The organism is Mycobacterium sp. NGS34, from assembly GCF_059812845.1.
The window spans coordinates 184,121-208,781 of sequence record NZ_JCALDM010000007.1 but is presented as its reverse complement, the minus strand read 5'-3'; the positions used below and the strand labels follow the sequence as shown (position 1 = coordinate 208,781).

General features: G+C 68.0%; 19 protein-coding genes and 1 pseudogene. 12 read left to right on the top strand and 8 right to left on the bottom strand.

Annotation, left to right across the window (positions count from 1 at the left end; translation table 11 throughout):
• Window positions 1–236: 236 nt before the first annotated feature.
• The 4 genes and pseudogenes from AC5Y7V_RS19155 to AC5Y7V_RS19140 all read left to right on the top strand — a co-directional run.
• Complete coding sequence (locus AC5Y7V_RS19155; protein WP_499881788.1) at window positions 237–1,874, top strand: PPE family protein; 1,638 nt, start codon at window positions 237–239, stop codon at window positions 1,872–1,874.
• 146 nt (window positions 1,875–2,020) lie between these two features.
• Complete coding sequence (locus AC5Y7V_RS19150; RefSeq protein WP_499881606.1) at window positions 2,021–3,664, top strand: PPE family protein; 1,644 nt, start codon at window positions 2,021–2,023, stop codon at window positions 3,662–3,664.
• Between the two features lie 150 nt (window positions 3,665–3,814).
• Window positions 3,815–5,467, top strand: coding sequence for a PPE family protein (locus tag AC5Y7V_RS19145; RefSeq protein ID WP_499881605.1), 1,653 nt, complete (start codon window positions 3,815–3,817; stop codon window positions 5,465–5,467).
• A 42-nt stretch (window positions 5,468–5,509) separates the two neighbouring features.
• Window positions 5,510–6,109: pseudogene (locus AC5Y7V_RS19140) on the top strand (hypothetical protein); the annotation flags it as partial.
• 10 nt (window positions 6,110–6,119) lie between these two features.
• Here the strand turns inward: AC5Y7V_RS19140 and ipdF are convergent.
• Window positions 6,120–6,908: a (5R,7aS)-5-hydroxy-7a-methyl-1-oxo-2,3,5,6,7,7a-hexahydro-1H-indene-carboxyl-CoA reductase gene (gene ipdF, locus AC5Y7V_RS19135; RefSeq protein WP_499881604.1), complete on the bottom strand. Its 789-nt coding sequence runs from the start codon at window positions 6,906–6,908 to the stop codon at window positions 6,120–6,122.
• Window positions 6,905–8,053, bottom strand: a complete 1,149-nt coding sequence (ipdE1, locus tag AC5Y7V_RS19130; protein WP_499881603.1) for an acyl-CoA dehydrogenase IpdE1 — start codon at window positions 8,051–8,053, stop codon at window positions 6,905–6,907. The genes ipdF and ipdE1 overlap by 4 nt, the downstream gene beginning before the upstream one ends.
• A gap of 202 nt (window positions 8,054–8,255) precedes the next feature.
• On the opposite strand from ipdE1, the gene AC5Y7V_RS19125 reads away from it, so the two are divergent.
• Genes AC5Y7V_RS19125 through AC5Y7V_RS19110 form a run of 4 tightly spaced genes read left to right on the top strand, consistent with a single transcriptional unit; the run spans window position 8,256 to window position 12,464 of the window.
• Complete coding sequence (locus AC5Y7V_RS19125; protein ID WP_499881602.1) at window positions 8,256–9,392, top strand: acyl-CoA dehydrogenase family protein; 1,137 nt, start codon at window positions 8,256–8,258, stop codon at window positions 9,390–9,392.
• An 8-nt stretch (window positions 9,393–9,400) separates the two neighbouring features.
• Window positions 9,401–10,348: an acyl-CoA dehydrogenase family protein gene (locus AC5Y7V_RS19120; protein WP_499881601.1), complete on the top strand. Its 948-nt coding sequence runs from the start codon at window positions 9,401–9,403 to the stop codon at window positions 10,346–10,348.
• Complete coding sequence (gene ipdE2, locus AC5Y7V_RS19115) at window positions 10,345–11,298, top strand: acyl-CoA dehydrogenase IpdE2 (protein WP_499881600.1); 954 nt, start codon at window positions 10,345–10,347, stop codon at window positions 11,296–11,298. Before AC5Y7V_RS19120 ends, ipdE2 begins: the two co-directional genes overlap by 4 nt.
• Window positions 11,295–12,464, top strand: a complete 1,170-nt coding sequence (locus tag AC5Y7V_RS19110) for a pyridoxal phosphate-dependent aminotransferase (RefSeq protein WP_499881599.1) — start codon at window positions 11,295–11,297, stop codon at window positions 12,462–12,464. Before ipdE2 ends, AC5Y7V_RS19110 begins: the two co-directional genes overlap by 4 nt.
• Here the strand turns inward: AC5Y7V_RS19110 and AC5Y7V_RS19105 are convergent.
• Both AC5Y7V_RS19105 and AC5Y7V_RS19100 read right to left on the bottom strand, forming a co-directional pair.
• A complete protein-coding gene (locus AC5Y7V_RS19105; protein ID WP_499881598.1) occupies window positions 12,454–14,313 on the bottom strand; it encodes a fatty acyl-AMP ligase in 1,860 nt (619 codons plus the stop codon). The two genes, AC5Y7V_RS19110 and AC5Y7V_RS19105, sit on opposite strands and share 11 nt — an antisense overlap.
• A 105-nt stretch (window positions 14,314–14,418) precedes the next feature.
• A complete protein-coding gene (locus AC5Y7V_RS19100; RefSeq protein ID WP_499881597.1) occupies window positions 14,419–15,249 on the bottom strand; it encodes an arylamine N-acetyltransferase family protein in 831 nt (276 codons plus the stop codon).
• A 156-nt stretch (window positions 15,250–15,405) separates the two neighbouring features.
• On the opposite strand from AC5Y7V_RS19100, the gene AC5Y7V_RS19095 reads away from it, so the two are divergent.
• Both AC5Y7V_RS19095 and AC5Y7V_RS19090 read left to right on the top strand, forming a co-directional pair.
• On the top strand, window positions 15,406–18,525 hold the full coding sequence (locus tag AC5Y7V_RS19095) for a Kelch repeat-containing protein (RefSeq protein ID WP_499881596.1): 3,120 nt from the start codon (window positions 15,406–15,408) through the stop codon (window positions 18,523–18,525).
• 127 nt (window positions 18,526–18,652) lie between these two features.
• Entirely contained in the window at window positions 18,653–19,054 is a 402-nt protein-coding gene (locus tag AC5Y7V_RS19090) for a hypothetical protein (protein ID WP_499881594.1), read from the top strand.
• A gap of 257 nt (window positions 19,055–19,311) precedes the next feature.
• Here the strand turns inward: AC5Y7V_RS19090 and hsaB are convergent, their stop codons facing one another.
• Genes hsaB through hsaA form a run of 4 tightly spaced genes read right to left on the bottom strand, consistent with a single transcriptional unit; the run spans window position 19,312 to window position 22,849 of the window.
• Window positions 19,312–19,875, bottom strand: a complete 564-nt coding sequence (gene hsaB, locus AC5Y7V_RS19085) for a 3-hydroxy-9,10-secoandrosta-1,3,5(10)-triene-9,17-dione monooxygenase reductase subunit (protein ID WP_499881593.1) — start codon at window positions 19,873–19,875, stop codon at window positions 19,312–19,314.
• A gap of 12 nt (window positions 19,876–19,887) precedes the next feature.
• Window positions 19,888–20,790 (bottom strand): iron-dependent extradiol dioxygenase HsaC, encoded by a 903-nt coding sequence (gene hsaC / locus AC5Y7V_RS19080; protein ID WP_499881592.1) that lies wholly within the window; start codon window positions 20,788–20,790, stop codon window positions 19,888–19,890.
• Entirely contained in the window at window positions 20,787–21,665 is an 879-nt protein-coding gene (gene hsaD, locus AC5Y7V_RS19075) for a 4,5:9,10-diseco-3-hydroxy-5,9,17-trioxoandrosta-1(10),2-diene-4-oate hydrolase (RefSeq protein ID WP_499881591.1), read from the bottom strand. Before hsaD ends, hsaC begins: the two co-directional genes overlap by 4 nt.
• Window positions 21,665–22,849: a 3-hydroxy-9,10-secoandrosta-1,3,5(10)-triene-9,17-dione monooxygenase oxygenase subunit gene (gene hsaA, locus AC5Y7V_RS19070; RefSeq protein WP_499881590.1), complete on the bottom strand. Its 1,185-nt coding sequence runs from the start codon at window positions 22,847–22,849 to the stop codon at window positions 21,665–21,667. Before hsaA ends, hsaD begins: the two co-directional genes overlap by 1 nt.
• Before the next feature lie 148 nt (window positions 22,850–22,997).
• Here hsaA and AC5Y7V_RS19065 point away from each other — a divergent pair, with 148 nt between their 5' ends.
• On the top strand, window positions 22,998–24,080 hold the full coding sequence (locus AC5Y7V_RS19065; protein ID WP_499881589.1) for a 2Fe-2S iron-sulfur cluster-binding protein: 1,083 nt from the start codon (window positions 22,998–23,000) through the stop codon (window positions 24,078–24,080).
• A 28-nt stretch (window positions 24,081–24,108) separates the two neighbouring features.
• The gene (locus AC5Y7V_RS19060; RefSeq protein ID WP_499881588.1) at window positions 24,109–24,642 is read left to right on the top strand and encodes a hypothetical protein; all 534 of its coding nucleotides are present in this window, start codon (window positions 24,109–24,111) and stop codon (window positions 24,640–24,642) included.
• Window positions 24,643–24,661: the final 19 nt, after the last annotated feature.

Below are 24,661 nucleotides of genomic sequence, written 5' to 3'. Positions count from 1 at the left end.
CACCGTCATCGACGGCGGCAGAGCGCCCTCGGCCCTTAAAGGAGGGAGCCGGTAAATCATGCGCCCGCAGCTACGGTGATTTTCTCCGAAAACCGACATTTTCACCGAATTGGTCGTACCGTCTCTGGCGATCGGTCCCACGTTTTGAGGAATCCGCCACGGCGGCCGAAGAACGAGTGAGGAGGTTGACGGCGGTGAGCTTTTTGGTGTTGCCCCCCGAGATCAATTCGGTGCTGATGTTTTCCGGCGCGGGCTCGGGCCCGTTGCTGGAGGCCGCGGCGGCCTGGGACGGCCTGGCTTCGGAGCTGGGGTCGGCGGCGTCGTCGTTTTCCGCGGTGACCTCGGGCCTGGCGGGCCAGGCGTGGCAGGGACCGGCAGCCGCCGCGATGACGGCCGCGGCAACACCGTATGCCGGATGGCTAAGTCAGGCGGCGACGCAGGCGGCGGGCGCGGCGGGGCAGGCGCGCGCGGTGGTCAGCGCGTTCGAGGCCGCGCAGGCGGCCACGATCCACCCGATTCTGGTTGACCTCAACCGCAATTCGTTCGTCCAGATGGTGATGTCGAACTGGTTCGGGCTCAACGCTCCCGCGATCGCCGAACTCGAGGGCGAATACGAGCAGATGTGGGCCCAGGACGTCTCGGCCATGTCCGGCTACTACTCGGGGGCATCGTCCGCGGCCGCCGCGCTGACACCCGCGCAGACCCTGCAGGACCTGCTGGCCGGCCTGCCCAACATCGGCGTCGGAAACAAGAACGGCACCGGCAACATCGGCAGCGGAAACACCGGCGGCCAAAACATCGGCAGCGGAAACACCGGCAGCGGAAACCTCGGCGGCGGAAACAGCGGCAACAACAATGTCGGCCCCGGAAACATCGGCAGCAACAACTTCGGCGCCGGAAACCTCGGCGCGGGCAACGTCGGCTTCGGAAACGCCAGTACCTCCCTGACCACCGGTGCGAACATCGGAATGGGTAACTTCGGCACCAACAACATCGGCCTCGGAAACTCCGGCAGCGGGAACCGCGGTGGTGGGAACTTCGGCACCAACAACATGGGCGCCGGCAACACCGGCAGCAACAACATCGGCTTCGGGCTGACCGGCAGCAACGAAATCGGCATCGGCAACACCTATTTCAACACCGCCACCAACCAGTTCAGCTTCGGCGGCCTGAACTCCGGCGTCGGCAACATCGGCATCGGCAACTCCGGCAGCGGCAACATCGGCTTCTTCAACTCCGGCAACGGAAACGTCGGAATTTTCAACACGGGCACGAATGCATTCCTCCCGGGCACCCTGAACAACATTGGCATCGGAAACGCGAACACCGCGAACTTCGGAATCGGCAACGCCGGCATCTTGTCGACGGGCATCGGAAACGCGGGCCTGCTGGACACCGGCTTCGGGAACGCGGGCAGCTACGACACGGGCGCCGGGAACGCCGGCTTGGTCAACACGGGCTTCGGCAATTCGGGCAGCTTCAATACGGGCAATGGGAATTCGGGTAACACCAACACGGGTTTCTGGAATTCGGGCAGCGTGAACACGACGATCGGGTCCACCGCGGACACGGGCCTCACAAACTCGGGCTTCGGAAACACCGGGCCCGGAGACTCGGGCTTCGGAAACACGGGCACGCAGTCGTCCGGCCTGTTCAACAGTGCCACTGGCGGCGGCGCGGATGGAGCGATGTCGGGCTTCTTCAACAGGGCCAGCGGCGGTTCGACCTTAAACGGCCAGACCTCGGGCTTCTTCAACATCGGCGTCACCGGCCCCATCGCCGGCAACCCGAGCGGCGTCGTAAGCGGCCTCAACTCCGGCCTGCTCAACATCGGCACCGGCATAGCCGGCCTGTTCGACCTGGCTCGCCTGTAACTGGGCTGATTACTCGCGGAGGCAGCGAGTTCGCGCAAAATCCGAACTGCCCGTCGACGTCGCCGTAGCATCTGTGCTGGATTACTCGATTCCATATCGACCACCGGTCACCTCAATGGCCCGGCGGAAACGGGTAGGAGGCCACGATGGCGAATTTTGCGGTGTTGCCGCCCGAAATCAATTCTCTGCTGATGTTCAGTGGTGCCGGCTCGGCACCGATGCTGGAGGCGGCGGCAGCCTGGGACGGCCTGGCGTCGGAGCTGAGCGCGGCGGCGTCCTCATTCGGGGCGGTGACATCCGGCCTGGCCGGCCAGTCGTGGCAGGGCCCCGCCTCACAGGCGATGGCGGCCGCGGCCGCACCCTATAGCGGATGGTTGAGCGCCGCGGCGACGCAGGCTTCCGGCGCGGCCGGGCAAGCCCGGGCGGTGGTGAGCGCGTTCGAGGCGGCCCGGGCCGCGACGGTGCAGCCACTCATGGTCGAGCTCAACCGCAATTCCCTTGTGCAGCTGGTGATGTCGAACTGGTTCGGCCTCAACGCACCGGCCATCGCACAACTCGAGGGCGACTACGAGGCGATGTGGGCCCAGGACGTGGCGGCCATGGTCGGTTATCACGGCGGCGTTTCGGCGGCGGCTTCGCAGTTGGTGCCCGCGCAGACGCTGCAGGACATCTTGGCCACCCTGCCCAACCTCGGCATCGGCAACAAGGGCAACGCCAACGTGGGCAACGGCAACACCGGCATCGCCAACGTGGGCAGCGGCAACACCGGCAACACCAATATCGGCGGCGGCAACGGCTTTGGCGGCGTGACGGCCAACGGGAATATCGGCTCCGGGAACCAGGGCAACGGAAACATCGGTTTCGGCAACGGCTCCAATCCGGCCTTGATCACCGACGCCGGCCATAACGTCGGCTTCGGCAACGCCGGCAGCGGCAACTGGGGCTTCGGCAACGCCGGGGACGGGAACCGGGGCGTCGGAAACAGCGGCACCAACAACATCGGCGGCGGCAACGCCGGCACCAACAACATCGGCGGCGGCAACACCGGCAACAACAACATCGGCTTCGGGCTGACCGGCAGCAACGAAATCGGCATCGGCGACACCTATTTCAACACCGCGACCAACCAGTTCAGTTTCGGCGGGCTGAACTCGGGCGTCGGCAACATCGGCATCGGGAATTCCGGGTCCGGCAACATCGGCTTCTTCAACTCCGGCAGCGGCAACGTCGGCTTCTTCTCCACGGGCACTAACACCCATTTGCCGGGCCACCTCAACAGCTTTGGCTTCGGCAACGCGGGGTCCGGCAACATCGGCTTCGGCAACGCGGGCGACTGGAACTTCGGCTTCGGGAACTCGAGCAACGTCAACACCGGCTTCGGGAACTCCGGCGGACTCGACACCGGCTTCGGCAACGGCGGAGCTTTCAACACCGGGTTCTGGAACTCGGGCAACGTCAACACCGGCTGGGGAAATTCGGGCGGCGTCAACACGGGTGCGTGGAATTCGGGGCTGGTCAATACGGGCTTCGGCTTCACCACCGACACCGGTGCCAGCCACTCCGGCTTCAACACCACGGGCACGAATGTCTCGGGGTTCAACAACATCGGCACCAGCGGGTTTGTCTCGGGCCTGTTCAACACCGTCATCGGTGGGGGTGCAATCTCGGGCATCGGCAACACCGGTGTCCCCACATTCAATCCTGTCTTCAGAGGCTCGGACTCCGGCTTCTTCAACACAGGCACCGACTTGGCGGGTTTCTTCAGCCTCGCTCGATTCTTGGCCGGGTAGAGCGGGCCGCATCCGCGATGTCGCCGGTCACGCGGTGACGTTTGTCAGGCCATACTCCGGATCCCTTTGTTGGGATCGGTAGCGCGTCGCACCGGCTGTACTACGCGTCCAGCAACCAACCGGCGAAACGCGTAGGAGGTAGGTCTTTCAATGGTCAACTTTGCGGTGTTGCCGCCGGAAATCAACTCTCTGCTGATGTTCGGTGGCGCCGGGCCGGCACCGATGCTGAACGCGGCGGCGGCGTGGGACGGCTTGGCGTCGGAGTTGGGATCGGCGGCGTCGTCATTCTCGGCGGTCACCTCGGGGTTGACCGGCCAGGCGTGGCAAGGTGCGGCATCGCAGGCGATGGCGGCCGCGGCAACACCGTACGCGGGGTGGCTCGGTCAGGCGGCGGCCCAGGCATCAGGCGCGGCCTCGCAGGCCCGCGCCGTGGCCAGCGTTTTCGAGGCGGCGCAGGCGGCGACGGTTCATCCGCTGATGGTCGAGCTCAACCGCAATTCGTTTGTGCAGCTGGTGATGTCGAACTGGTTGGGGCTGAACGCGCCGGCGATCGCCCAGCTCGAGGGCGAGTACGAGGAGATGTGGGCCCAGGACGTGTCCGCGATGGTGGGCTACCACGGCGGAGCGTCGGCGGCGGCCGCGCAGCTGGCGCCCGCGGCGACGCTGCAAGACCTGCTTGCCAACCTCCCCAGCCTCGGGATCGGCAACCTCGGCAACGCCAACCTCGGCACCGGCAACAAGGGCAGCCAGAACGCCGGCACCGGAAACACCGGCAACCAGAACGTCGGCGGCGGCAACACCGGCAACCAGAACGTCGGCGCCGGGAACACCGGCAACAACAACATCGGCTCCGGGAACGCGGGCTTCGGCAACATCGGCTTCGGAAACACCGGCGCCAGCAGCACCTCCGGCCAGAACTTCGGCATGGGCAACGCCGGCAACAACAATGTCGGGTTCGGAAACGTCGGCAACGGGAACTACGGCGGCGGAAACATCGGCAAGGGGAACGTCGGCGGCGGTAACACGGGCAACAACGACGTCGGCTTCGGGCTTACCGGAAGCAACGAAATCGGTATCGGGAATACCTATTTCGACAGGGTGACCAACCAGCTTCATCTCGGCGGGCTGAACTCGGGCACCGGCAACATCGGCTTCGGGAACTCCGGCACCAACAACGTCGGCTTCTTCAATTCCGGCGACGGGAACATCGGGCTCTTCAACTCGGGCAGCAATACGCTGTCGCCGCTGAACCACTTCAACAACTTCGGCTTCGGGAACTCGGGCAGCAACAACCTCGGCCTGGGCAACTCGGGCATCGGAAACACGGGCATCGGCAACGCGTGGGAGTCCAACACCGGCTTCGGGAACTCCGGAGCCCAGAACACCGGCTTCGGTAACGCGGGCATCGACAACACGGGCAGCTCGAATTCGGGCGACCTCAACACCGGTGACGGGAATTCGGGCTCCATCAACACCGGCTTCTGGAATTCGGGGAACGCGAACACGGGCGTCGGGATCACCACCGACACCGGCCTGACCACCTCGGGTTTCGGCAACACCGGCGACGACGTCTCGGGCTTCTTCAACACGGCAAGCGGTCCGGGCTTCAACGGCTTCATTTCCGGCTTCTTCAACTCGGCCACCGGCGGATCCTTTGCTAGCTACCACGTTTCGGGCATCGGAAACCACGCCATCCCGGACAGCCAAAACATCTTCTTGTTCGGCGTCAGCGGTTACGATTCGGGCTTCTTCAATGTGGGCACCACCGTATCGGGGCTATTCGACCTCAGCCGGCTGCCGTAATCCCGCACAGCTGGACCGGTCTTAACCGGGCGATCACCAACCAATCTCATCGTTCCGGGCGCCCTGAACAACACAGGCCTGGGGAACGCGGGCATGGGAAACTTCGGGTTCGGGAACGCCGGAATACTGGACACCGGCATCGGGAACGTGGGCCGGGTGGACACCGGCTTCGGGAACTCGGGCAGCTACGACACGGGCGTCGGCAACACCGGCGGCGTCGCCACCGGCTTCGACAACTCGGGCAACTTCAATACGGGCAACGGGAATTCGGGCGACATCAACACGGGCTTCTGGAATTCGGGGAGCGTCAACACCGGGTTCGGGTTCACCACCGACAGCGGCGCACTCAACTCGGGCTACGGCAACAACGGTGTCAACGACTCGGGATTTTTCAACACGGGTTTCAACATGTCCGGCCTCTTCAACACCGCCACGAGCGGCCTGAACAACACGTCGATGTCCGGATTTTTCAACACGGCCAGTGGCGGTTCAAATGTGGACGGCTTGACGTCGGGCTTCTTCAACATGGGCGTCACCGGCCCGCTGGAGGCCTCGCCGAGCGGCGTCGCCAGCGGTGCCAACTCCGGCTTGCTCAACATCGGCACCGGTATCGCGGGCCTGTTCAACCTCGCCCGCCTGTAAACCGAACCGCTTACGGGTGCTGACTGGAAACCGAAATAACCTCTCCGGTCAGGTAACTCGAGTAGTCGCTGGCCAGAAACGCGATCGTGGACGCGATTTCCCACGGCTCGGCGGCCCGGCCGAACGCCTCGTCGGCGGACAGCCGGTCCAGCAGGTCGGCCGAGGTCGTCTTGTCCAGGAACTTGTGCCGCGCGATGCTGGGCGAGACGGCGTTGATCCGGACGCCGTACTCGACGGCTTCGATTGCGCTGCAACGGGTTAACGCCATAACCCCGGCCTTGGCCGCGGCGTAGTGCGACTGCGAATGCTGGGCGCGCCAGCCCAGCACGCTGGCGTTGTTGACGATCACCCCGCCGTGCGACGCCTCGCGGAAATACCGCAGCGCCGCACGGGTGGCCCGGAATACCGACGTCAGGGTGACGTCCAGCACGCGGTCCCACTCGTCGTCGGTCATGTCGACCACCGGCGTCTGCCCGCCGAGCCCGGCGTTGTTGACCAACACGTCGAGGCGCCCCATGCGCGCCGTGGTCGAGTCGATGAGGGCGTCGACCTGGGCGGTGGACGTCACGTCGCACACCACCTTCTCGACCCGGCCCAGTCCCAGGGCGGCGAGCTCGTCCGCGGTCTCCCCCAGCCGTCGTTCGTGGTGATCGGACACCACCACGTCGGCTCCCTCGGCCAGGGCGCGCCGGGCGGTCGCCGAGCCGATGCCGGTTCCCGCGGCGGCGGTGACGACGACGACCTTACCGTCCAGAAGGCCGTGCCCGGCAACCTCTTTCGGAGTTTCGGACAGACTCATCCCTTGACCTCTCGGGGTAGGCCGAGCACCCGCTCGGCGATGATGTTGCGCTGGATCTCGTTGGACCCGCCGTAGATCGTGTCGGCGCGGGTGAACAGGAACAACCGCTGCCACTCATCGAATTCTCCATCGGGCAGCGCCAACCCGGACTTGCCGACCACGTCCATCGCCAGCTCGCCCAGGGCGCGATGCCAGTTGGCCCACAACAACTTCGACACGTTGTCCTGGCCGGGCTGCTCGACGTCCATGGTGGCCAGCGCGTACGAACGCATCGCCCGCAGGCCGGTCCACGCCCGCGTCAGCCGCTCGCGGATGGACGGGTCGTCGGCGGCGCCGTTCCGCTGCGCGAGCTCGGCCAGGTTGGAAAGCTCACGGGCGTAGCGGATTTGCTGGCCAAGCGTCGAGACGCCGCGCTCGAAGGTCAGCGTTCCCATCGCAACACGCCAGCCGTCGCCGGGCTGACCGACCACCAAGGAAGCGTCGGTGCGGGCGTCGTCGAAGAAGACCTCGTTGAACTCCGAGTCGCCCGTCAGCTGGATGATCGGGCGCACTTCCACCCCGGGCTGCTCCAGCGGCACCAACAGATACGACAGCCCGGCGTGCCGCTTCGAGCCCTTCTCGGTGCGGGCGACCACGAAGCACCACTGTGCCCAGTGCGCGAGCGACGTCCACACCTTCTGGCCGTTGATCACCCATTGGTCGCCGTCGAGTTCGGCGGTTGTCGAGACGTTGGCCAGGTCGCTGCCGGCCCCGGGTTCGGAGTAGCCCTGGCACCACAGCTCGGTGACGTCGAGGATGCGCGGCAGGAAGCGCTGCTGTTGTTCGGGCGTGCCGAACGCGATCAGCGTCGGCCCGAGCAGTTCCTCGCCGAAGTGATTGACCTTGTCCGGCGCGTCCGCCTTCGCGTACTCCTCGTAGAACGCCACCCGGTGCGCGGTCGACAGGCCGCGCCCGCCGTGCTCGACCGGCCACCCCAGGCAGGTCAGACCGGCCTTGGCGAGGTGCCGGTTCCACGCCCGGCGTTCCTCGAACGCCTCGTGCTCGCGTCCGGGGCCGCCGAGGCCCTTGAGGGCCGCGAATTCGCCGACCAGATTGTCGGCGAGCCACTGCCGGACCTCGGCCCGGAACTCCTCGACGTCCTGCATGCCCTGTAGGCTAACCTACCAAGCACTTGCTTTGGTGGCCCGGGCGACGATGCGCGCCGCGCAGCGGCGTGAGGAGGAGCCGGGGCGATCAGGCCCCGAGCGGTCCCAGAGGAGCACCCGATGACCACCGATCCCCGCACCGTGCCCGCAGCGCTGGATCGCTTGGCACAGGTCAAGCCACAACTGCGAGAGTTGGCCTGAATTGGATCTGCAATTAGACGACGAGACGCTGGCCTTCCAGGCCGAGGTGCGGGAGTTCCTGGCGGCCAACGCCGGCTCGATCCCGACGAAGTCCTACGACAATGCGGAAGGCTTTGCCCAGCACCGGCATTGGGACCGGGTGTTATTCGACGCCGGCCTGTCGGTGATCACCTGGCCGAAGAAGTACGGCGGCCGCGACGCGCCGCTGCTGCATTGGGTGGTGTTCGAAGAGGAGTACTTTCGCGCCGGCGCACCGGGGCGGGCCAGCGCCAACGGCACCTCGATGCTGGCCCCGACGCTGTTCGCGCACGGCACCTCCGAACAGCTCGACCGGATCCTGCCGAAAATGGCCAGCGGCGAACAGATCTGGGCGCAGGCGTGGTCTGAACCCGAGTCCGGCAGCGACCTGGCATCGCTGCGGTCCACCGCGACGAGGACCGACGGCGGCTGGCTGCTCAACGGGCAGAAGATCTGGAGCTCGCGCGCGCCGTTCGCCGAGATGGGGTTCGGGCTGTTCCGGTCCGACCCCGCGGCCGAGCGGCACAACGGCCTGACCTACCTGATGTTCGATCTGAAGGCCGACGGTGTCACCGTGCGGCCCATCGTGCAGCTCGGCGGCGACACCGGCTTCGGGGAGATCTTCCTCGACGACGTGTTCGTCCCCGACGAGGACGTGATCGGCACCCCGAACGACGGCTGGCGGGCGGCCATGAGCACATCGAGCAACGAGCGCGGCATGTCGCTGCGCAGCCCGGCCCGCTTCCTCGCGGCGGCCGAACGCTTGGTCCGGCTGTGGAAGGACCGCGGATCCCCCGAGGCGTTCGCCGACCGGGTCGCCGACGCGTGGATCAACGCGCAGGCCTACCGCCTGCAGACCTTCGGCACGGTGACCCGGCTGGCCGCCGGGGGTGAACTCGGCGCGGAATCTTCGGTGACCAAGGTGTTCTGGTCGGACCTCGACGTGGCGATACATCAGACCGCGCTCGACATCCTGGGCGCCGACGGCGAGCTCGCCGGCTCGTGGACCGAGGGGCTGCTGTTCGCGCTGGGCGGACCGATCTACGCCGGCACCAACGAAATTCAGCGCAACATCATCTCCGAACGGTTGTTGGGCCTGCCTCGAGAAAAGAAGGGGTAGAAGCGGTAATGGACTTCGCATTGGACGAACAGCAACGCGACTTCGCGGCCAGCATCGACGCGGCGCTCGGCGCGGCGGACCTGCCGGGCACCATCCGCGCGTGGTCCGCGGGGGACACCGCGCCCGGCCGCAAGGTGTGGGAGCAGCTGGCCAACCTCGGCGTCACCGCGCTGGCCGTGCCGGAAAAATTCGACGGCATCGGCGCCCATCCCGTCGATTTGGTGGTCGCGATCGAACGCCTCGGCCGCTGGTGCGTGCCGGGCCCGGTGGCCGAATCCATCGCGGTGGCACCGGTTTTGCTGGCGTCGGACGATCAGGCCGAGCGCTGCGCGGGCCTGGCTTCCGGTGAGCTCATCGCCACCGTCGCAATGCCGCCGCACACCCCGCGCGCCGTCGACGCGGACACGGCCGGGCTGGTGCTGCTGGCCACCGACGCCGGTGTCACCGAAGCGGCGCTGGTTGGGGGGCCGGCGGAGTCCGTCGACCCCAGCCGCCGCCTCTACGAGGTCACCGCGGCCGGTGAGCCCTGGCCAGCGGAGGTCAGGCGCGCCTACGAGTTCGGGGCGCTGGCCACCGCGGCGCAGCTGGTCGGCGCCGCCGAGGCGCTGCTCAACGGCGCCGTCGACTACGCCAAGCAGCGCAGTCAGTTCGGCCGGGTGATCGGTTCTTATCAGGCGATCAAGCACAAGCTGGCCGATGTGCACATCGCGATCGAGCTGGCCCGCCCCCTGGTGTACGGCGCGGCGCTCTCATTGGACTCACGCGACGTCGGCGCGGCGAAGGCCGCGGCGTCCGAGGCGGCCCTGCTGGCGGCGCGCGCGTCGCTGCAAACCCACGGCGCCATCGGGTTCACCCAGGAACACGACCTGTCGCTGTGGTTGCTGCGGGTGCAGGCATTACGCTCGGCCTGGGGTACGCCCGAGGCGCATCGGCGCCGAGTGCTGGAGGCGCTATGAGCATGACCGAAGAACGGCAGTTGCTGCGGGACACCGTCGCCGCCCTGGTGGCCAAGCACGCGGACCCGGCGGCGGTGCGTGCCGCGATGGAAGCCGACCGCGGCTACGACGAATCACTCTGGCGCCTGCTGTGCGAGCAGGTCGGCGCCGCCGCGCTGGTGATCCCCGACGAGCTGGGCGGTGCGGGCGGCGAATTGGCCGATGCCGCAGCCGTTCTGCAGGAGCTGGGCCGGGCCCTGGTGCCCTCCCCTCTGCTGGGCACCACGCTCGCGGAGTTGGCGTTGCTCGCGGCGCCCGAGCCGGACGCCGAGACCCTCGCGGAGCTCGCCGAGGGCGGATCGATCGGCGCCCTGGTGCTCGACGCCGACTACGTGGTCAACGGCGACATCGCCGACGTCGTCGTGGCGGTCACCGACGGCCAGCTGAGCAGGTGGACACGCTTCAGCGCGCAGCCGGTCGCCACCATGGACCCCACCCGCCGGCTGGCCCGCCTGCGGCCCGAAGAGACCGAACCCCTCGGAGCGGACCCGGGCCTCGCGCACACCGCGGCCATCCTGCTGGCGGCCGAGCAGATCGGCGCCGCCGAGCGCTGCCTGGAGCTGACCGTCGAATACACCAAGAGCCGGGTGCAATTCGGCCGGCCGATCGGCAGCTTCCAGGCGCTCAAGCACCGGATGGCCGACCTATACGTCACGGTCGCAGCGGCGAAGGCCGTGGTGTCCGACGCGTGCGACGACCCCACCCCCACCAACGCGGCCACCGCGCGCCTCGCCGCCACCGATGCCCTGAAAGCCGTTGCGGCCGAGGGGATCCAACTACACGGCGGCATCGCGATCACCTGGGAACACGACATGCACCTGTATTTCAAGCGCGCCCACGGCAGCGAGCAACTGCTCGACCCGCCCCGAGAGCTGCTGCGCCAACTGGAATCTGAAGTATTGCCGACGTGACCGAGCACGTCGCGCTGCGCGCCGGCATCCCTCCGTTCTACGTGATGGATGTCTGGCTGGCCGCCGCGGAGCGCCAGCGCAGCCACGGCGACCTGGTCAACCTGTCGGCGGGCCAGCCCAGTGTCGGCGCGCCGGAACCGGTGCGCGCCGCCGCGGCCGCCGCGCTCAACGCGAACCAGCTGGGTTACACCGTCGCGCTGGGCATTCCGGAGCTGCGCTCCGCGATCGCGGCGGATTACCAACGCAAACACGGCATCGACGTCGAGCCCGACGCGGTCGTCGTCACCACCGGTTCCTCGGGCGGATTCCTGCTCGCCTTCCTGGCCTGCTTCGACGTCGGCGATCGGGTGGCGCTGGCCAGCCCCGGCTATCCGTGCTACCGAAACATCCTGTCGGCGTTGGGTTGTGAGGTGGTGGACATCGCGTGCGGGCCGGAGACCCGCTTCCAGCCCACCGCGCAGATGCTCGCCGAGCTGGACCCACCGATCCAGGGCGTGATCGTCGCCAGCCCCGCCAATCCCACCGGGACGGTCATCCCGCCGGCCGAGCTGGCCGCGATCGCGTCGTGGTGCGCCGCCTCCGGAGTGCGGCTTATCAGCGACGAGGTCTATCACGGCCTGGTCTACGACGGCGCGCCACAGACCAGCTGCGCCTGGCAGACCTCGCGAGACGCGTTGGTGGTCAACAGCTTTTCGAAGTACTACGCGATGACCGGGTGGCGGCTCGGGTGGCTGCTGGTGCCAAGCGAACTGCGCCGGGCGGTGGACTGCCTGACCGGCAACTTCACCATCTGCCCGCCGGTGCTGTCGCAGCGTGCCGCGGTCGCGGCGTTCACCCCGGAGGCAACCGCCGAAGCCGACGGCAACCTGCAGCATTACAGCGTGAACCGCACGCTGCTGCTCGACGGGCTACGGGCGATCGGCGTCGATCGGCTGGCGCCCACCGACGGCGCGTTCTATGTGTACGCCGACGTCTCGGACTTCACCGACGACTCGCTCGGGTTCTGCTCGAAGCTGTTGGCCGACACCGGCGTTGCGATCGCACCGGGCATTGACTTCGACACCGCGCGCGGCCACTCGTTCGTCCGGCTCTCGTTCGCGGGACCCACCAGCGACATCGAGGAGGCCCTGCGGCGGATCGGGCCCTGGCTGCCGGTCAGCGGTTGAAACGCCCTTCGAGGTACTCGGCGCGGCAGGCGTTGCGGGCGAGTTTGCCGCTCGTCGTGCGGGGGATGGCGCCGGCGGCCACGAGCCGCACGTCGGCGACGCGGATCTGGTGATGCCGCGAGATCGCCGCGCGCACGGTGTCGGCGATCGGCCCGAGGTCGCGGCGCGCCCCGGCGGCGCGCTCGGCGACGACGACCACCTGCTCGCCGGAGCCGCCGCTCCCGGTAAGGGATGAAACCGCCTCGGCGGGAACGGAAAACGCGGCGACATAGCCGGTTCGGATGGCCGGCGAGGCCTCGCTCACCGTCGTTTCGATGTCGTGCGGGTAGTGGTTGCGGCCATCGATGATGATGAGGTCCTTGATCCGGCCCGTCAGGTACAGCTCGCCGTCGACGTAGACACCGAGATCGCCGGTGGCCAGCCAGGACCCGTTGTCCGGGGCGCCCTCGGCGTGGCTACCGACCTCGAGCCGGGACTGCAGCTTGTTGCCGAACACCCGGCGTGTCTCTTCCTCGCGGCCGAAGTATCCGCGGCCGATGTTGTTGCCGTGCAACCAGATTTCGCCCACGGTGCCGTCGGGCACCTCCGCGCCGTCCGGGTCTGCGATCACGGCCCACTGCTCGAGGATCGGCTGGCCGCACGAGACAAGTGAGAGCGCACCGGGCGCCGTCGGGTCGACGACCACCGCGCGGCCGGCACCGAGCTGCTCCCGGTCGAGGAAGATCGCGCTCGCCGCGGCGTCCGAGGCGATGCTGGCGACCGACAGCGTCGCCTCCGCCATCCCGTAGGACGGCTTGACCACCGACGCCGGCAGGCCATATGGGGCGAACGCGTTGGTGAATTGCTCGATGGCCGCCATGCTCACCGGCTCCGACCCGTTGAGCAGGCACACCACGTTGCTGAGGTCGAGATCCTCCCCATTGGGCGGCAGCCCCCGCTGGGCCGTCAGCTCGAACGCGAAGTTCGGCGCGGCCGCCATCGTGCGGCCGCGGGTCGCCGCGATACCCAGTTGCTTGATCCACCGGTAGGGCCGGCGCAAAAACGCCATGGGGTCCATCAGCGCGACGTGCGCGCCGAAATACGCCGTGAACACGATCATCATCAGGCCCATGTCGTGATACAGCGGCAGCCAGCTCACGCATTGGACGTCGGTGTTGAGCCCGCCGTGCAGGATCATCTGCATCGCGTTGGTGTAGACGGCGCGATGGGTGATCTCCACGCCGGCCGGGGTGCGGGTCGAACCCGACGTGTACTGCAGATAGGCGAGGTCGTCGGTGTCGCGGACGGGTTCGGTGAAGGTCGCGCCGAGCGTCGCCGGAACCGCGTCGACCGCGATCATCCGGGGCCGCTCGTTCGGGGGCAACGTCCGGATGAACGTTCGCACCGACTCGGCCGCCGACGTCGTGGTCAAGATCGCCGCGGGCCGGCCGTCGGCCAGCACCGCCGCCAGCCGCTCGCCGTGCCCCGCCAACGTCGGCGCGAAGAGCGGGATGGCGACGTTGCCCGCATGGATGGCGCCGAAGAATCCCGCTACGTAGTCGAGGCCCTGCGGCGCCAGGATGGCCACCCGGTCACCGGGCTTGGTGACCTGCTGCAGCCGGGCCCCGATGGCGCAGACGCGCGACCACAGCTCGTTCCAGCTGAGTTCGAGAACCCGCCCGTCCTGGTCCTGCGAATAGTCGATGAAGCGGTACGCGGGACTGTCGCCCAGGAGGGTCCGGTTTTGGTCGAAATTCGACGTCAACGTGACGCCATCGGGCACCACGATCCGGCCACCGGGGACAGCGCTGGCGTCTCCGCTGCCCGAGGCGGCCCCGACAGCACTGCCTGACCCGTGATCCCGACCCACGGTGGGACAGGTTAATAGACGCTCTTATTATTCGCCGAATTAGACAGGCTATTGCGGTGATCACTATTCGGCATCGGCTCGCGGCCGATCACAGCGGAACCGGCCTTATGCACCGAGAACCTTGTCGAGGCGGGCCTCGAGGGCACCGCGGTCGCCCAGATCGGCCACGTTGATGCCGAACCGTTCGATGAGGGTGTCGACGACGGCGGCCGCGTCGTCCAGCCGGATCTTCTCGCTGCCGTCGCCGCCGTGGACGGCCAGGTAGCGCCCGGCCAGGTTCAACCGCGCGTCGTCGGTGACCCGCGCGGCCGTCAGCCCGGTGACGAAGTGCGACGACGGGTGCGTCGAGACGAACCAGCTGCCGACCTTCAGGTCGATCGCCGGTGCGGTCCTTGTCGTGAACTCGTAGAGCGGCGTCCACTCGCCGCGGATCTGGGCCGCCAGCACCAATCCGTCGCGGCGGTCCTCGAGCCGGTACGGCTCGAGCGTGGTCTGTTGCACGGTGCCGGTCTCGATCCGGAGCGGAGAGGTCGGTGTCTGCCCGCCGAATCCGACGTCGACGAGGTAAGACCCCTGGGAGCCGGGGAACGTCACCGCCAGCACGGTGTGGGTCTGCGCCGGGAACGGCGCGTCGGGCGGAAGCATCCAGATCACCCGGCCCGCCAGTCGCCGCACCCGAAAACCCAGTTCCGACAGCACATAACCCATTAGCCCGTTCTGCTCGTAGCAGTAGCCGCCCCGGCGCCGGTGAACCAGCTTGTCGGTCAGGGCATCTGGGCCGAGGTCATCGACGGGCGTTCCCATCAGCGGATCGAGGTTCTCGAACGGGATCGCGCGCGTGTGGGCGCTCACCAGAGCCCGCAGCGCGTCGAGCGTCGGCTCGGCGGCGCCGCGAAAGTCGATGCGTTCGAGATACCCGTTCAGATCCAAGGTCATATCGCCATTCTGACCCGAGGTGCGCCACGTTGGCTCGCGCCAAACCCGTTGCATCTTCGCTTCATAACGATGGTCGCCGAAAGATACTCCCGCGCGGTAACGGGGGATACTCTTGAGCTCTCCGAGCTGTATGTACGGGAGGTTAAGCGCCCAGGAATGCCCGAAGAACCCAGGTCCGACGGCGTGGCGTCGGTGTCCGGCGGGATCGCCGCGGAGCTGGCGGCCGCCGGATTCGAGGATGCGCATCAGGTGGCCCGCGGCGGGGCCGGAGTGATTTATCGCTGCTACGAGACTGCGCTGGGCCGAAACGTGGCGGTCAAGCTGTTGCCGTCGCACATGGACGAGGAGAGCCGGGAACGCTTCCTGCGCGAGGGCTACGCGATGGGCGGGCTGTCCGGGCACCCGAACATCGTCAACATCCTGCGGGTCGGGGTGACCACCAGCAACCGGCCCTACATCGTGATGCCCTACCACGCCGCGGATTCGCTGGCCGTGCGCTTGCGCAGGGAGGGTCCGGTGCCTTGGCCCGAGGCCCTGGGGATCGGTGTAAAGCTTTGCGGCGCACTGGAAACCGCGCACCGGGGTGGAACGCTGCACCGCGATATCAAGCCGGCGAACATCCTGATCAACGACTACGGCGAACCGCAACTGAGCGATTTCGGCATCGCCCACATCGAAGGCGGCTACGAGACCGCGACCGGGTTCTTCTCCGGCACGATCGACTACACCGCGCCGGAGGTGATGACCGGCAACCCGGCGACGGTCGCCGCCGACATGTACTCGCTCGGAGCGACCATTTTCGCGCTGATCGCCGGCAACGCCCCGCACGAGCGCAGGAAGGGCGAGGACCTGATCGCGCAGTACCTGCGGATCAGCACGACCGGCGTGCCCGACATGCGTCCCGACGGGATACCGGACGCGGTGTGCTCGGCGATCGAGCGGGCGATGTCGCTCGATCCGGCCGACCGGCCCGCCTCGGCCGAGGAATTCGGCCGCGAGTTGCAGGCCGCGCAGCGCCTCAACGGCCTCAAACCCGATGCGATGGCGGTCGGCGGCGTGGGGCGGGCGACCGCGGACGCCGCGCCGTCCACCAACGGTGGGGAAGCGCGGCCGCCGGGATCCCTTACCGCGAGCATCCCGCCCACCCCGGCCATGACGTCCCACGAAGGCCCGACCTCGGCGATCGGTGCGCCGGTCGCCCGCGACGAGGCGGCGGCCACGCCCTCGCCGCCGTCGGGAGCCCACGGGCAGGATGAGTTTTCGCAGGCGGCCAGCGTGCTGCGCAGCGGGCACGGAGCGGAAACGCAGCCACCCGCGCCGGCCGGCGGCCCGCCGAGCGGTCCCGAACAGGCCCCGCCGCCTTGGCGCAAACCGCTGGCGCTGCGGATCCAGGAGTGGTTCGCGCAGCCGGGCAAGAGGCGCGGTCGCATCGCCCTCGTCGCCGTCGTGGTCGTGCTGTTGGTGGTGGGCGCCGTGTTCCTCTGGCACCGGCCCGACAACGGCACCCACAAGACGGCCGCGGGCCCGCCGGCCCAGGCGCCGGTCGCGTGGAAGCCGATCACCAACGCCCGCGTGGCGCGCGATGCGGTCGCAACCACCCAGGCCGACGGCACCATCTGGGTCTTCGGCGGCATCCGAAGCGACGGCGCGGCGACCACCAAGCACGAGGGCTACGATCCCGCCATCGACGAATGGAAGGGCGGCGACGATCTTCCGGTGGCGCTGCAACACGCGATGGCCGTCACCTGGCAGGGCAACCCGGTGGTGCTCGGCGGCTGGAAGACCGTCAACGGCAAAAAGGTTGCCAGCGACCAGGTTTGGCGGGTCGTCAACAGCCGGTGGGTGGAGCTGCCGCACCTGTTGGCGCCCAGGGCGGCGGCGGCAGCGGCGGTGGTGGGAGACCGCCTCGTCGTCACCGGCGGAGTCGACGCCGGCGGCGCCTTGCTGAACACCACCGAGGTCTTCGACGGCACGTCCTGGAGCCTGGGCGCGCCCATCCCCACCCCGCGCCAGATGCTGGCCGGGGCGTCGGACGGAAAGCTGGTGTACGCGGTGGGGGGCACCACCGGCGACTCGGACCTGACGATGGTCGAGGCGTACGACCCGGCCGCGAAAACCTGGACGACGTTGCCCGCGCTTCCGCAGTCGCGCAGCGACCTCGGCGTGGCCATCGCCGACGGGCGGCTGGTCGCCGTGGGGGGCGTGTCGGGGGGACAGGTGCTCAAGAGCGTCTCGGTGTTCGACCTCATGACGCGGCACTGGGACGGCCTGCCGGACATGGCGATGGCGCGGCACGGCATGGCCGTCGCCGCGGTGGAGAAGTCGGTGTACGCGATCGGCGGGTCGACGGCGGTCGGGGACGGCCAGGTGATTTCGGAGGCCGAGGCGCTGAAGCTGCCGGCCCGCCAGATCCAGCCCGCCTCGCAGTGGCGTTCCCTGCCCGACGCGCCGACACCGCGGCTGATGACGGCCTGGACCGTGCTGAACGACAAGATCTGGATCATGGGCGGCCTGCGCGACGGCATGGCCCTCACGACGGTCGAGAGCTACGACCCGCGCACCGGCGCCTGGGAGACCGGACCCCCGTTGCCCATCCCACTGCACCACGCGACCGCGGCGACCTACCGAGGTGAGGTCGTCGTGCTCGGCGGTGCCAGCGACAACATCGCGGACGGGTCCAACCGGGTCTTCGCGCTGCGCGGCGGCAACTGGGTGGAGCTGCCCAGCCTCACGCACGCCCGGGCGGCGCCGGCGGCTGCGGTGGCCGGCGACAAACTCGTGGTCGTCGGCGGGCAGAACGCCAAGCAGCTCGTCCCGCAGACCGAGGTGTTCGACGGAAGTTCCTGGACCGACTCCGCCGACATGCCCACCGCGCGCGAACACCTGGCCGCCGTGTCCGACGGCACCTATGTGTATGCCATCGGCGGCCGGTTCCTTTCCTCGGACAAGAACTCCGCGGCGCTGGAACGCTTCGATCCGGCATCGGGGTCCTGGACCCGGCTGGTGGGCATGCCGACCCCGCGCGGAAGCTATGGCGCCACGTACATCGACGGCCGGATCGTGGTGGTCGGCGGCGAAGAGCCCACGATGGTGCTGAACGTGGTCGAGATGTATGAGATCGCGGACGGCAAATGGAGCACGTTGGCCCCGATGCCGACGCCGCGTCACGCCGAGGTGGTGGCGACGGTCGGCAACACCGTCTACTGCATCGGCGGCGCGAATCGGCCGACCCACGAAGGCCCCATCGCGACGGTCGAGGCGCTCGACTTCAAGTAGTCGCGTCCCCTGCCTGGGGAAACGCGCGCTTGTTTTATTCCTGTCAAATATGGGGAACCGGTACGGACGGGCAGCTGCAATACCCACACGAACCGACGGAGCCCCCATGAGTACGACTACCTGGATTGTGATCGCCGCGGTCGTGGCGGTCCTCGTGATCGCCGCGGCGATCGTGGCGGCCACCGCGGCGGCGCGGCGCCGCCGCCGGCGGCAGGCCGAGGAGATTCGCGAACAGGCCAAGGTCGCGACGACCCGGGTCGAACGGCGAGAAGCGCTTGCCGAGGAGACGGCCGCCAAGGCGCGTGCGGCTCAGGCCGAGGCCGAGGTCAAGGCCGCCGAAGCCGCCCGGCTGCAGGAACACGCGGCCGCTCATCAGAGCGAAGCGGCGACATCGCGCGAGCACCTCGACGACCAGCTGAAGCGCGCCGACAAGCTCGACCCGAACGCGAACAACGAATCGCCCGACGCGCCCGCCGACGGCCATCAGGAATCCGTCGAGCCAGTTCATCACCACCACGCATCGGACTAACCGGGGCCGGCCGGCCAGGCCCGGTGGCCCGCCCCCTCAGCGGGCCACCGGGCGCGCCGACTACACGATCTGTAAAGCGTCTTCCCGGCATTGGCGGGCGACCTGCTGCTCGCGCGCGTACAGCATGCCGTAGCTGAAGCCGTTCTCCCCCGGCGCCGTTCCGGCGGCCAAACATGGGGTTGTCGGTTCGCGAGCCTAACCACACTGCGAAAACGCGACCGAAATTTCGCAGTGTGGTTAGGGTCGCGGCGAAAGAACTAGAGCCAGGTGTCCTGGGTGGTCGTGGTGAGGAACGCTTCCAGGTCGTCGCGCCACTGGGCGGGCGTCGTCTTGTCCGGTTCGATGCCGGTGTAGTCACCGCGATAGAAAAGCAGCGGCCGCGGCTTGATCTTGGGGGCTTCCGACAGCGATTGCACCGCACCGAACACCACGAAGTGGTCCCCGCCGTCGTGCACCGACGCCACCGTGCAATCGATGTAGGCCAGCGACCGGTCGATGATCGGTGAGCCCAATTCCGAAGGGTGCCAGTCGATTCCGGCGAACTTATCGGGCTCTTTCGAGCCGAACCGGGCCGACACGTCCTTTTGCTTTTCGGTCAGCACGTTGACGCAGAACCGGCCGCTGGCCTCGATGGCCTTCCACGACCGCGACACCTTGGTCGGGCAGAACAGCACCAGCGGCGGGTCCAGCGACAGCGCCGCGAAAGATTGGCAGGCGAACCCGATCGGCACGTCGTGGTGCACGGTGGTGATGATCGTGATCCCGGTGCAGAACTGACCCAGCACCTGCCGGAAGGCCCGCGGATCGATCTGTGCCGACATGGGTGCCTCGGGCTAGGCTCGGAAGCCGACCGTGAAGTCGTGACCCCACAGGCTCACCGCGGTGCTCTCCCGGGCGATCCAGTCGTCGTCGGCCACTTGCCGCCCCTCGCAACCGAATTCGACGTCGAACCCACCGGGCGTCTTCATGTAGAACGACAACATCAGGTCGTTGACGTGGCGGCCCAGCGTGGCCGACATCGGCACCTTGCGGCGCAGCGCTCGGTCCAGGCACAGGCCCACGTCGTCGGCCTCTTCGACCTCGACCATCAGGTGCACGATGCCGCTGGGCGTCTGCCCGGGCATGAAGGCGAGGCTGTGGTGACGCGGGTTGCAGCCCAAGAACCGAAGCCAGACCGGCGCCCCGTCGGCGGGCCGGCCCACCACCTGCGGCGGCAGGCGCATCGAGTCGCGCAGCTTGAAACCCAGCACGTCCCGGTAGAAGTGCAGGGTCTCGTCGTCGTCGCGGGTGGTCAAAACCACGTGCCCCAGGCCCTGCTCGGCCGTGACGAACTTGTGCCCGTACGGGCTGACCACGCGGCGGTGTTCCAGGGCGGCGCCGTGGAATACCTCGAGGCAGTTGCCCGACGGGTCGGAGAACCGGATCATCTCGTCCACCCGGCGATCCGCCAGCTCGGCCGCGGTGGCCTCCTTGTACGGGGTGCCCTCCACGTCGAGCCGGTTCCGGATCTCTTGCAGCCCTTCGGCGTTGGCGCATTCCCAGCCGGCCTCGCTCAGCCGGTCGTGCTCACCGGGCACGATGACCAGGCGGGCCGGGAAGTCGTCCATGCGCAGGTAGAGCGCGCCCTCGGTGGCGCCCTTGCCCTCGACCATGCCGAGCACCTTCAGGCCATACTCGCGCCAGGCCGCCATGTCGGTGGCCTCGATGCGCAGATAGCCCAGCGACCGGATACTCATCGCGCGCCTCCCAGGAAATCAATGGTCAGCTTGTTGAACTCGTCGAACTTCTCCACCTGCGCCCAGTGCCCACATTGCCCGAAAACGTGCAGCTGCGCACGCGGAATCGTCTTCAGCGCCACCAGCGCGCCGTCCAGCGGGTTGACCCGGTCCTCACGTCCCCAGATCAGCAGCACCGGCTGGCGCAGCTGGTACACCTCGCGCCACATCATGCCGAGCTCAAAGTCGGCCCCGGCGAACGACATTCCCATCGCGCGCGTCGCGGTCAGCGACTCCGGTGTGCTGGCCAGCGCGAAACGCTGATCGATCAGCTCCGGGGTGATCAGTTTCTGGTCGTAGACCATCACCCGCAGGAAGGCCTCGAGGTTTTCCCGGGTGGGTTCGACGGAGAACTTGCCCAGCCGTTTGACGCCCTCGGTGGGGTCCGGCGCGAACAGGTTCACGCTCAGCCCGCCGGGGCCCATCAACACCAGGCGCCCGGCCCGGTCGGGGTAGTCGAGGGCGAACCGCACCGCGGTGCCGCCGCCCAGCGAATTGCCCACCAGCGGAACGCGTCCCAGCTCCAGCTGGTCGAAGAGCCCCTTGAGCGCCCGGGCGGCGTAGCGGTTGAACTGGCCGTGCTCGGCACGTTTGTCGGAGTGCCCGTAGCCGGGCTGATCGACCGCCAGCACGTGGAACCGCTCGGCCAGCACCGCGATGTTGCGCGAGAAGTTCGTCCAACTCGACGCGCCCGGCCCGCCGCCGTGCAGCAGCACCACCGTCTGATCGTTGCCGACACCCGCCTCGTGGTAGTGCAGCTTCAGCGGCCCGTCCACGTCCACGTCGGCGAAGCGCGACGTGGACTCGAACGTCAACTCCCCCGTGGTCGTGGTCATCAGACCATCGTGTCGCCGGGCGGCAGCCCGAACTCGTTGTTCCCGAAGATCACGTAGGCGCGCTCGGGGTCGTTGGCGGCGTGCACCCGACCGGCGTGGGCGTCGCGCCAAAACCGTTGCACCGGTTGGTCAACGCCCAACGCGGTGGCGCCGGACGCCTCGAACAGCCGGTCGATCGCGGCGATCGAGCGCCCGGTGGCGCGCACCTGGTCGCGGCGGGCGCGGGCGCGCAGCTCGAACGGGATCTCCTTGCCCGCGGCCAGCAGCGCGTACTCGTCGGCGACGTTGCCGGACAGCTGGCGCCACGCCGCGTCGATGTCGCTGGCCGCTTCGGCGATGCGGACCTTGGCGAACGGGTCGTCCTTGGCCTTTTCGCCGGCGAACGCCGCCCGCACCCGCTTGCCCTGGTGCTCGACGTGCGCGTCGTACGCGCCGTAGGCCATGCCGACGATCGGTGCGGAGATGGTGGTGGGATGCATTGTGCCCCAGGGCATCTTGTAGACCGGGGCGGTGTTGGTCTCATATCCCCCGGCGGTGCCGTCGTTCATCGCCTTGTAGGACAGGAACCGGTGCCGGGGCACGAAGACGTCCTTGACCACCAGCGTGTTGCTGCCGGTGCCCTTCAGGCCGACCACGTGCCACACGTCGTCGATGCGGTACTCGCTGCGCGGGATGAGGAAGCTGCCGAAGTCCACCGGACGGCCGTCCTTGATGACCGGGCCGCCGACGAAGGTCCACGTGGCGTGGTCGCAGCCCGACGACCAGTTCCACGAGCCGTTCACCAGGTAGCCGCCGTCGGTGACCACGCCGGCGCCCATCGGGGCGTACGACGACGAGATCCGCGTCTTGGTGTCGTCGCCCCAGACCTCCTCCTGGGCCTGCTGGTCGAACAGCGCCAGGTGCCAGTTGTGCACGCCGATGATCGAGCTCACCCAGCCGGTCGACCCGCACGCGCTCGCCAGCCGGCGGACGGCCTCGTAGAACAGCGTCGGGTCGCACTGCAGCCCGCCCCACTGCTGCGGCTGCAACAGGGTGAAGAAACCGATGTCCTCGAGCTCCTGGACCGTCTCGTCGGGCAGCCGGCGCAGGTCCTCCGTCGCCTGAGCGCGCTCCCGGATCTTCGGAAGCAGATCATCGATGGCGGTTAACACCGACTGCGCGTCACGCTGTTGAATGGACGTCACTTACGTTGCCTCCCGGGAGTTCGGACTTACCCAGAAGACTAGAACACGTTCCGATTTGTGTCGAGCAGGGTATTCCTGCGGCTGGTAGCGGTATATATCGGGTTTTCTGTAACATGTTCTAGTTGTGTCGAAAGGAAAGGGACGGGTCTTGACGGAAGCGATTCCCGACGAGCCGCTGGGTGACCACGTCCTGGAACTGCAGATCGCCGAGGTGATCGCCGAGACCGACGACGCGCGGTCCCTGGTGTTCGCCGTGCCGGACTCGCCCGGCGATCCGGGCATCCCGCCGGAGCGGCTGCGGTACGCGCCGGGCCAGTTCCTGACGCTGCGCGTGCCCAGCGACCGCACCGGGTCGGTGGCGCGCTGCTACTCGCTGTGCAGCTCGCCGTTCACCGACGACGCGCTCACCGTCACGGTCAAGCGCACCGCGGACGGGTACGCGTCCAACTGGCTGTGCGAGCACGCGCGGGCAGGCATGCGCATCCACGTGCTGGCCCCATCGGGCAACTTCGTGCCCAAGACCCTCGACGGCGACTTCCTGCTGATGGCCGCCGGCAGCGGAATCACCCCGATCATGTCGATCTGCAAGTCCGCCCTCGCCGAGGGCGGCGGCCAGGTGACGCTGCTCTACGCCAACCGCGACGACCGCTCGGTGATATTCGCCGAGGCGCTGCGCGAGCTGTCGGCCAAGTACCCCGACCGGCTCACGGTGCTGCACTGGCTGGAGTCGCTGCAGGGGCTGCCCGGTGCGACCTCGCTCGCGAAGTTGGCCGCCCCCTACACCGACCGACCCGTATTCATTTGCGGGCCAGGGCCTTTCATGGACGCGGCCCGCACCGCGCTGGAGGGGCTGAAAGTGCCTGCGGCGCAGGTGCATATCGAGGTGTTCAAGTCGCTGGAGTCCGACCCGTTCGCGGCGGTCAAGATCGAGGACACCGCCGAGGGGGACCTTCCGCCCGCCACCGCGGTGGTGGAGCTGGACGGCGAGACGCACACGGTGTCCTGGCCGCGCAACGCCAAGCTGCTCGACGTCCTGCTCGCCAAGGGTCTCGACGCCCCCTTCTCGTGTCGCGAAGGGCACTGCGGTGCGTGCGCCTGCACCCTGCGCAGCGGCAACGTCAACATGGAGGTCAACGACGTCCTCGAACAGCAGGACCTCGACGACGGCCTGATTTTGGCCTGTCAATCTCGCCCCGAATCTGATTCGGTAGAAGTCACCTACGACGAGTAGGCGCGTAGCGAACCGGAAGGGGGCGCCGATGAACCGGCTATTACCGGGATTTGCGGTCGCCGGAGCCGTGCTGGCGTTCCTGCCGAGTCCCGTGGCTTCGGCCGCGAGCAACGAGGCGACCACCCTGTTCCCGCTGGACGGACCCAACCAGCTGGAGACGCACGCCTTCCTCAACTGCATCAGGGCCGACGGCCACTGCGACTTCACCGTCGGGGCCGATACGCGCACGCCGGATGGCGTGACCGGGTTCCCGCCGGGCCTGTGGGCGCGCCAGACCACCGAGGTCCGGTCGCCGAACCGGCTCGCTTACCTGGACACCCACGCCAACGGCCAGTTCGAACGGGTGCACAAGGCGATGGGGTCCGACGAGATCACCACCGTCTACTTCGGTGACGGGCCGCCCGACAAGTACCAGACGACCGGCCGCATCGATTCGGCCGACTGGCAGACCGGTCAGTCGAAGACCGACATCAGCGTCATCCTGTGCACTCATATCCAGGTGGTCTACGGCGGGGTCAACATCACCTCGCCCAGCACCTGCGCGCAGACCTCTTTTTCTTAGGTTCTCCCAGCGCTCGAGG

Bases quoted from the DNA above. Each gene is read 5' to 3' on its own strand.
- AC5Y7V_RS19155 (WP_499881788.1), top strand. From the start codon at position 237: ATGTTTTCCGGCGCGGGCTCGGGCCCGTTGCTGGAGGCCGCGGCGGCC.
- ipdF (WP_499881604.1), bottom strand. From the start codon at position 6,908: ATGAGTCTGTCCGAAACTCCGAAAGAGGTTGCCGGGCACGGCCTTCTG.
- AC5Y7V_RS19145 (WP_499881605.1), top strand. From the start codon at position 3,815: ATGGTCAACTTTGCGGTGTTGCCGCCGGAAATCAACTCTCTGCTGATG.
- AC5Y7V_RS19120 (WP_499881601.1), top strand. From the start codon at position 9,401: ATGGACTTCGCATTGGACGAACAGCAACGCGACTTCGCGGCCAGCATC.
- AC5Y7V_RS19060 (WP_499881588.1), top strand. From the start codon at position 24,109: ATGAACCGGCTATTACCGGGATTTGCGGTCGCCGGAGCCGTGCTGGCG.
- AC5Y7V_RS19095 (WP_499881596.1), top strand. From the start codon at position 15,406: ATGCCCGAAGAACCCAGGTCCGACGGCGTGGCGTCGGTGTCCGGCGGG.
- ipdE2 (WP_499881600.1), top strand. From the start codon at position 10,345: ATGAGCATGACCGAAGAACGGCAGTTGCTGCGGGACACCGTCGCCGCC.
- AC5Y7V_RS19100 (WP_499881597.1), bottom strand. From the start codon at position 15,249: ATGACCTTGGATCTGAACGGGTATCTCGAACGCATCGACTTTCGCGGC.
- hsaC (WP_499881592.1), bottom strand. From the start codon at position 20,790: ATGAGTATCCGGTCGCTGGGCTATCTGCGCATCGAGGCCACCGACATG.
- ipdE1 (WP_499881603.1), bottom strand. From the start codon at position 8,053: ATGCAGGACGTCGAGGAGTTCCGGGCCGAGGTCCGGCAGTGGCTCGCC.
- hsaB (WP_499881593.1), bottom strand. From the start codon at position 19,875: ATGTCGGCACAGATCGATCCGCGGGCCTTCCGGCAGGTGCTGGGTCAG.
- hsaD (WP_499881591.1), bottom strand. From the start codon at position 21,665: ATGACCACGACCACGGGGGAGTTGACGTTCGAGTCCACGTCGCGCTTC.
- AC5Y7V_RS19150 (WP_499881606.1), top strand. From the start codon at position 2,021: ATGGCGAATTTTGCGGTGTTGCCGCCCGAAATCAATTCTCTGCTGATG.